This window comes from Macromonas nakdongensis (genome assembly GCF_002837145.1).
In the GTDB taxonomy this organism is placed as follows: Bacteria; Pseudomonadota; Gammaproteobacteria; order Burkholderiales; family Burkholderiaceae_C; genus Macromonas_B; species Macromonas_B nakdongensis.
Genome location: NZ_NWMV01000134.1, coordinates 1 through 7,191 on the forward strand (window position 1 = coordinate 1; position 7,191 = coordinate 7,191).

Consider the following 7,191-nt stretch of genomic DNA (forward strand, 5'->3'; position numbering starts at 1 on the left):
CGCTCGCCGTCGACCGCGGCGACCGCGCCTGCAAACCCGTGCGCCGGGTCCAGCGTCAGGGTCAACGGCCGGCCCATAAAGTCGATGCGTTCGCCTTCGGCCCAGACCTGGGCGGGCGGTGCCTGCCGCGCGCGCAGCTGCACCTGCTGCAGCTTGTCCAGCACCCAGGTGGCCTTGGCCTGCAGGAAGCGCTCGACCTCGCCCAGCGGCGTCCAGCGCGGTGCGCGCACGCTCAGGCCCAGTGGACCGACGTTCAGGCCCACGGTGCGGCGCTGGCTGCGCAGGAATTCGTAGGCCACGGTGACGCTGCCCAGGCGGCATTCGCGGTTGGCCCGGGGGTGGCGCAACACGTCCAGGGCGGGGGCCAGCACCGCCGGTGGCGCGGTCGGCCGGGGAGTGGGAGGTGTGGCCTGGTCGGCCGGCGACAGCCCCGATTCGGTGCCGACCGCCCCCCCGAACAGGTCGAGCTGCGCCGCCGCGGTCGGGGCGTCAGGCGGACTTGACCGGCGTGGGGGCATAGGCCTCGGGGTCGAGCCGGCGCATCTCGGCCTCGATCCAGGCCTCCACCTCGGCCATCAATTCCTCGGCTTTGCGGCCCTCGCTGGGAATCGGCTTGCCGATGGAAAACTCCACCACGCCCGGGCGCTTGACCAGCGCCTTGCGCGGCCAGCACTTGGCCGAGGTCACCGCGATCGGGATCACCGGCGCGCCGGTCTGGATGGCCAGGCGGGTGCCGCCGGACTTGTACTCGCCCTTTTCACCTCGGTCTATCCGGGTGCCCTCGGGGAACATGATGACCCAGGTGCCCTGGGCCAGCAGTCGGCGCCCCTGTTGCACCACCTTGGCAAAGGCGCGGGCGCGCTGCGAGCGGTCGATGTGGATCATGTCCATCTTGGCCATGGCCCAACCGAAGAAGGGCACGCTCAGCAGTTCTTTCTTGAACACGTAGGCCAGCGGGTGCGGCATCAGCGTGGGCATGGCAAAGGTTTCCCAGGTGGACTGGTGCTTGACCAGCAGCACCGCCGGAGCGGTGTTGCCCACGGGCAGGTTCTCGTACCCGATGACGCGGTTGCGGATGCCCAGGATCCAGCGCCCACCCCACACCGCCAGGCGCAACCAACCCGCGCACATCCAGTAGATGCGGGTGCTGTTGAGGAAGGGCGCGGCCAGCAGCACGGCCAGGGCCCAAGGCACCACGGTCACCCCCATGAACACGAGGTGCAGGACAGAGCGGAGGGCGTTCATCAGGCGGCTTTCTGTGCGTCGCGCGCCAGTACGGCGTCGGCGAAGGCGTTGAGGTCCAGGTGTTGGGGGACGCCGGGAGGCAGGCCGTCGGGCACCCCGCCCAAGCGGTGCGCGGCGGACTGCCCGGTCAGCACCAGGTGGGCTTCGCAGCCGGCGGCCACGGCGGCCTGGGCGTCGCGCACCGAGTCGCCCACGGCCACGATCTGCGACACAGGCACCCCCAGGCGGCGGGAAATTTGCAGAAACAACCCCGGGGCGGGCTTGCGGCAGTCGCAGGCGTCCTCGGGGGCGTGCGGACAGAAGAACACCGCTTCCACCCGCGCGCCCACACCGGCCAGCAGCTTGTGCATGCGGGCGTGCACCGCGTTCAGGGTCGCCACGTCGAACAGGCCGCGGCCCAGGCCCGACTGGTTGGACGCGATGACCACGCGCCAGCCGCCCTGGTTGAGCCGCGCCACGGCCTCGAGCGCGCCGGGCAGGGGTTGCCAGTCGTCCGCGGACTGGACGAAATCCTCGGGGTCGGCCCCCAGGGTACCGTCCCGGTCGAGGACGATGAGTTTCTGCTCGCGGCTGGGCATGGCGGTGCGTCGCGGGGAAGGGCCCGGGGCCTCAGGCCGCCAGGCGCGACAGGTCGGCCACGCGGTTCATGGCCGCGTGCAGGCTGGCCAGCAGGCCCAGGCGGTTGGCCTTCAGTGCCGGGTCGTCGGCGTTGACCATGACCTGGTCGAAGAAGGTGTCCACCGGCGCCTTCAGCGCGGCCAGGGCCTGCAGGTTGGCGGTGTGGTCGCCGCGCTCGAACGCGGCCTGGGCGGCGGGCGCCACCTGCGCCAGCGCAGCGGCCAAAGCCGCCTCAGCGGTCTCTTTCAGCAGCGCCGGGTTGACCTCGGGCTGCACCGCGCCCTCGGCCTTCTTCAGGATGTTGCCCACCCGCTTGTTCGCGGCGGCCAGGGCCGGCGCTTCGGGCAGCGCGGCAAAGGCCCGCACCGCGGCCAGGCGCTGCGCCACCTCGCTCAGGCGGGCGGGTTTGAGCGCCAGCACCGCATCCACCTCCTGGGCGCTGTAGCCCTGGTCGCGCAGGCTGACCGCTTGCCGGTCGAGCATGAAGTCCAGCAGCGCAGCGGTGGGGTTGGTGATGAGTTCGCCAAAGGGCTGTGCGGCGGCCTGCAGCAGCGCCGGCAGGTCCAGAGGCAACTGCTTTTCGGTCAGGATGCGGACCACGCCCAGTGCATGGCGGCGCAGCGCGAACGGGTCTTTGTCGCCGGTGGGCAGGTTGCCGATGCCGAACATGCCCACCAGGGTCTCCAGCTTGTCGGCCAGTGCCAGCACGGTGCCGGTGTGGTTGCGCGGCAGCGCGTCGCCGGCGAAGCGGGGCTTGTAGTGGTCCTCGATGGCAATGGCCACACCATCGCGCAGCCCTTCATGGCGGGCGTAGTAGCCGCCCATGATGCCTTGCAGCTCGGGGAACTCACCCACCATGTCGGTCAGCAGGTCGGTCTTGGCCAGCAAGGCGGCTTGCTGCACCTTGCTGTCGAGCACGTCGAAGTGGTCTTTCTCGTCCACGCCGAAGGGCACCGTGGCCAGGCGCCACTGGTTGACGATGGCGTGGGCAATGGCACGCACCCGCTCGCTGCGCTCGCCCTGGGTGCCCAGCTTGTTGTGGTACACCACCTTGGCCAGACCGGGCACGCGGCTTTCCAGCGTCTTTTTGCGGTCCTGGTCGAAGAAGAACTTGGCATCGGCCAGGCGCGGGCGCACCACGCGCTCGTTGCCGCCGATCACCGCGCTCGCGTCGGCCGGGCGGATGTTGCTGACCACCAGGAACTGGTTCGTCAGCTTGCCGGCCGCGTCCAGCAGCGGGAAGTACTTCTGGTTGGCCTTCATCGTCAGGATCAGGCACTCCTGCGGCACGTCCAGAAACTCTTTCTCGAACTGGCACACCAACACGTTGGGGCGCTCCACCAGCGCGGTCACCTCGTCCAGCAGGGCCTCATCCTCGATGGGGCGGCAACCGTTGCCCACTTGCGCCGCGGCGGCGGCCAGCTGGCGCGCGATCTCGGCCTTGCGCTCGGCAAAGCTGGCGATCACCGCGCCGTCGTCGCGCAGGGTCTGGGCGTAGGCGTCGGCGTTGGGAATTTCGACCTGGGGCTGGGCCGCTTCAAAGCGGTGGCCCTGGGTGGTGTGGCCGGCCGTCAGGCCCAGCGCCTTGACCGGCACCACGGTTTCGCCGTGCAGCGCCACCAGGCCGTGCGCCGGGCGCACGAAGTGCACACTGCTCCAGCCGGGCAGCTCGCAGTCCGTCTCCAACTGGTAGGTCATGACCTTGGGGATGGGCAGCTTGGCGATGGCTTCGTCCAGCGCTTTTTGCAGACCGGTGTCCAGCGTGGCGCCGGTGACCAGGCTGTCGTAGAACAGCGCTTCGGCCTTGCCTTCGCCCTGGCGCTTGAGTGTGGCCACGGCGGCGGCCGGGTCGGACACGTCCGCGCCCAGCGACTGCAGTTTCTTCAGCAGCGCCGGGGTGGCCTGGCCGTCGGCAGTCAGCGCCACCGACACCGGCATCAGCTTTTGCTGCACGGCCTTGTCTTCGGCCTTGAGCGCCACGTGGGTGACGTGGGCGGCCAGGCGGCGCGGCGAGGCGAACGGCGTCACCACCGAATTCGCGCCGGCCAGGCCCTGGGCCTTGAGTTGCTCGGCCAGCACGCCGGCGAAGGCGTCGCCCAGCTTGGGCAGCGCCTTGGGCGGCAGTTCTTCCACGAACAGTTCGACGAGGAGGTTTTTCGTTGTCATTTTCAGGGGCTCCGGCTCAGGCGGCTTTTTTCTCGGCCGGTGCGGCCATCTGAGCCACCCATTCGCGCGGGGCCATGGGGAAACCGAGGCGTTCGCGGCTTTCGTAGTAAGCCTGGGCCACGGCGCGCGCCAGGTTGCGGATGCGGCCGATGTAAGCAGCGCGTTCCGTCACGGAAATGGCGCCGCGCGCGTCCAGCAGGTTGAAGGTGTGGGCGGCCTTGAGCACCTGCTCGTAGGCCGGCAGCGCCAGCTGCTGCGCCATCAGGTACTGGGCCTGCTTTTCGTGGGCGCCGAAGGCGGTGAACAAGAACTCGGCGTCCGAATGCTCGAAGTTGTAGGTGCTCTGCTCCACCTCGTTCTGGTGGTACACATCGCCGTACTTCAAGGTATCGGTCCACTGCAGGTTGTAGACGTTGTCCACCCCTTGCAAATACATGGCCAGGCGCTCCAGGCCGTAGGTGATCTCGCCGGTGGCGGGCTTGCAGTCGATGCCGCCAACCTGCTGGAAGTAGGTGAACTGCGTCACCTCCATGCCGTTGAGCCAGACCTCCCAGCCCAGGCCCCAGGCGCCCAGCGTGGGATTCTCCCAGTCGTCTTCCACGAAGCGGATGTCGTTCTTCTTCAGGTCGAAACCCAGCGCCTCCAGCGAGCCCAGGTACAGCTCCAGGATGTTGGCCGGCGCGGGCTTCAACACCACCTGGTACTGGTAGTAGTGCTGCAGGCGGTTGGGGTTCTCGCCGTAGCGGCCGTCCTTGGGCCGGCGGCTGGGCTGCACATAGGCGGCCTTCCAGGGCTCGGGGCCAATGGCGCGCAGGAAGGTGGCGGTGTGGCTGGTGCCAGCGCCCACTTCCATGTCGTAGGGCTGCAGCAGGGCACAGCCCTGGGCGTCCCAGTAGGCCTGGAGCTTGAGGATGATTTGTTGAAAGGTCAGCATCGGACGGGGGGCTAGGTATTCATGCAAAGGCGGCGGGGCCGCAAGACCCGCGCCGCCTTTGGGCAACATGCCATTTTAGATCGCCCTGTCCGACCGGGCGCCACCGGGGCGTCAACGCAGGTGGTGCACCTCGGCCTGGCCGTACACCGGGGTGGGAATGCCGGCCATGCGCGCCTTCAGCTGCAGCGACAGGAACTGCGAGTAGTGCCGGCTCTGGTGCAGGTTGCCGCCGTGGATCCACAGGTGCGGCACCTGGGTCGGCTTCCACATGTTGCGCAGCTCACCCTCCCACGGGCCCGGGTCCTTGGGCGTGTCGCTGCCCAGGCCCCAGACCTTACCCACGCGGTCGGCAGCCTCGGGGGAGATCAGGTCGGCCAGCCAGTGGTTCATCGAGCCAAAGCCGGTGGCGTAGACGATCAGGTCGGCCTCCAACTCGGTGCCGTCGGTCAGCGTCACCGAACGCGGGTGGATCCTTTCGATGTTCACCCCGCTCTTGAGTTTGACGCTGCCGTTGGCCACCAGCTCGCTGGCGCCCACGTCGATGTAATAGCCCGAGCCGCGGCGCAGGTACTTCATGAACAGGCCGGAGCCGTCGGCGCCGAAGTCCAGGATGAAGCCGGCCTTCTCCAGCCGGGCGTAGAAGTCGGCCTCGCGCCGCTGCATCTCCTCGTACACCGGGATGTGGAAGGTGTGCATGATCTTGTAGGGCACGCTGGCGAAGATCAGGTCGCCCTTGTGGTGGTCGATGCCGTTCTTCACCGCCTGTTCGCTGTACAGCCCCCCGAGGGCCAACTCCATCAGCGCGGCCGACGGTGCGATGTGGGTGGACGAGCGCTGGACCATGGTCACGTCGGCGCCGTTTTCCCACAGCGCCGCGCAAATGTCGTGGGCCGAATTGTTGGAGCCGAGCACCACGCACTTTTTGCCGCGGTAGGGCTCGGAACTGGTGTGCTTGCTGGAGTGGTGCTGCTCGCCCAGAAAGGTCTCGGCCCCCGGGATCTTGGGCACGTTGGCGTAGCCCGACACGCCCAGGGCGATGACCAGCTCTTTGGGCCGCAGCACCACGGTCTGGCCCTCGCGTTCGACCGTCACCTCCCAGCGCTGGCTGGCCTCGTCCCAGCGGCAGTTTTTGGCGAGGGTGGAGCTCCAGTAGTTCAGCTCCATGATTTTGGTGTAAGCCTCCAGCCAGTCGCCGACCTTGTCCTTGGGCGCGAACACCGGCCAGTCGTCCGGAAACGGCATGTAGGGCAGGTGGTCGTACCAGACCGGGTCGTGCAGGCACAGGCTCTTGTAGCGGTTGCGCCAGCTGTCGCCAGCGCGGGCGTTCTTCTCCACGATGATGGTGGGCACCCCCAGGCGGCGCAGCCGCGCGCCGAGCGCGATGCCGCCCTGCCCGCCGCCGATCACCACCACGTCGGGCTGTACGCTGTAGCCCAGCGTGGCCTGCTCTTCGGCGCGCAGTTCGGCCCAGGTCTTGCGGCCGGGGTGCACGCCGTGCTCGGCCCCGGCGATGCGGCGCTCGCCCTTCTTTTCCTCGAAGCCCTTGAGCTCGACCATGGTGGTCAGCAGCGTCCAGCAACGGCCGCCTTTCAAGCGCAGCAGGCCCTTGCCCCGGGCCACAGCGGTCTCGAAGGTGAACCAGGCCTCGACCACACCATCGGTTTCGGTCGCCTCGCCGTCGAGCGCCCAGGCGCTCGGCTTGACCTGCGCCAGGGTGTGCTCCAGCAGGTCGCGGATCTGGGCCGGGCCCTCCACGGTCTTGATGTTCCAGGTCCACGACACCAGGTCGCGCCAGTAGCTCTCGTCGCCAAACAGGCCCACGGCGGCGTCGATGTCGCGGCGGTCCAGGGTGGCGGCGAAGGCCGCCAGCCAGTCGGCGGCCTGCTGGCTCGCCGTGTATTGTGCTTGCATGCTTTGTCTCCTGAAGGTGTGTCACGCCGGTCGCTGCCGGCCCTTCAGATGGCGCAAATGGCGTACCAACCCGCACCGACCGCCTGACCCGGTTTTCGTCCGGGTTAACCCGCGCAGCGCGGCCTGCCGACCGTGACAGGTGCCGCAGCGCGCGTGACACGTGTCACGCCGCGTGTGTCACAACAGGAGGGTCAGGCGCCCGACGGTGGCGCTGCGCCGTCGCGGCGGTTGGGCGACGCCACCCCCCAGCGCTGCATGCGGCGGTACAGCGTCATGCGGGAAAGGCCGAGCCGGCGCGCGGCCTCGGCCACGTTCCA

7 protein-coding genes are annotated in these 7,191 nt (G+C 68.8%); all 7 read right to left on the bottom strand.

What is annotated here, in order from left to right; all coding sequences use genetic code 11:
• On the bottom strand, positions 1 to 518 hold a 518-nt coding region (locus CON77_RS14010), incomplete at its 3' end, for a YgjP-like metallopeptidase domain-containing protein (RefSeq protein ID WP_157826980.1).
• Positions 490 to 1,245 (bottom strand): lysophospholipid acyltransferase family protein, encoded by a 756-nt coding sequence (locus tag CON77_RS14015; protein ID WP_101050123.1) that lies wholly within the window; start codon positions 1,243 to 1,245, stop codon positions 490 to 492. The genes CON77_RS14010 and CON77_RS14015, both read right to left, overlap by 29 nt.
• On the bottom strand, positions 1,245 to 1,823 hold the full coding sequence (gene gmhB / locus CON77_RS14020) for a D-glycero-beta-D-manno-heptose 1,7-bisphosphate 7-phosphatase (RefSeq protein ID WP_101050125.1): 579 nt from the start codon (positions 1,821 to 1,823) through the stop codon (positions 1,245 to 1,247). The genes CON77_RS14015 and gmhB overlap by 1 nt, the downstream gene beginning before the upstream one ends.
• 31 nt (positions 1,824 to 1,854) lie before the next feature.
• Positions 1,855 to 4,029 (bottom strand): glycine--tRNA ligase subunit beta, encoded by a 2,175-nt coding sequence (gene glyS / locus CON77_RS14025; protein WP_101050127.1) that lies wholly within the window; start codon positions 4,027 to 4,029, stop codon positions 1,855 to 1,857.
• A 16-nt stretch (positions 4,030 to 4,045) separates the two neighbouring features.
• Entirely contained in the window at positions 4,046 to 4,963 is a 918-nt protein-coding gene (gene glyQ, locus CON77_RS14030) for a glycine--tRNA ligase subunit alpha (RefSeq protein ID WP_101050129.1), read from the bottom strand.
• 111 nt (positions 4,964 to 5,074) lie between these two features.
• On the bottom strand, positions 5,075 to 6,874 hold the full coding sequence (locus CON77_RS14035) for an NAD(P)/FAD-dependent oxidoreductase (RefSeq protein ID WP_101050131.1): 1,800 nt from the start codon (positions 6,872 to 6,874) through the stop codon (positions 5,075 to 5,077).
• 191 nt (positions 6,875 to 7,065) lie between these two features.
• The coding region (locus CON77_RS14040; protein WP_157826981.1) for a helix-turn-helix domain-containing protein at positions 7,066 to 7,191 on the bottom strand (126 nt) is incomplete at its 5' end.

What these genes read in the sequence shown, in the direction of transcription:
- glyQ (WP_101050129.1), bottom strand. Translation starts at nt 4,963, where the DNA reads ATGCTGACCTTTCAACAAATCATCCTCAAGCTCCAGGCCTACTGGGAC.
- glyS (WP_101050127.1), bottom strand. Translation starts at nt 4,029, where the DNA reads ATGACAACGAAAAACCTCCTCGTCGAACTGTTCGTGGAAGAACTGCCG.
- CON77_RS14015 (WP_101050123.1), bottom strand. Translation starts at nt 1,245, where the DNA reads ATGAACGCCCTCCGCTCTGTCCTGCACCTCGTGTTCATGGGGGTGACC.
- CON77_RS14035 (WP_101050131.1), bottom strand. Translation starts at nt 6,874, where the DNA reads ATGCAAGCACAATACACGGCGAGCCAGCAGGCCGCCGACTGGCTGGCG.
- gmhB (WP_101050125.1), bottom strand. Translation starts at nt 1,823, where the DNA reads ATGCCCAGCCGCGAGCAGAAACTCATCGTCCTCGACCGGGACGGTACC.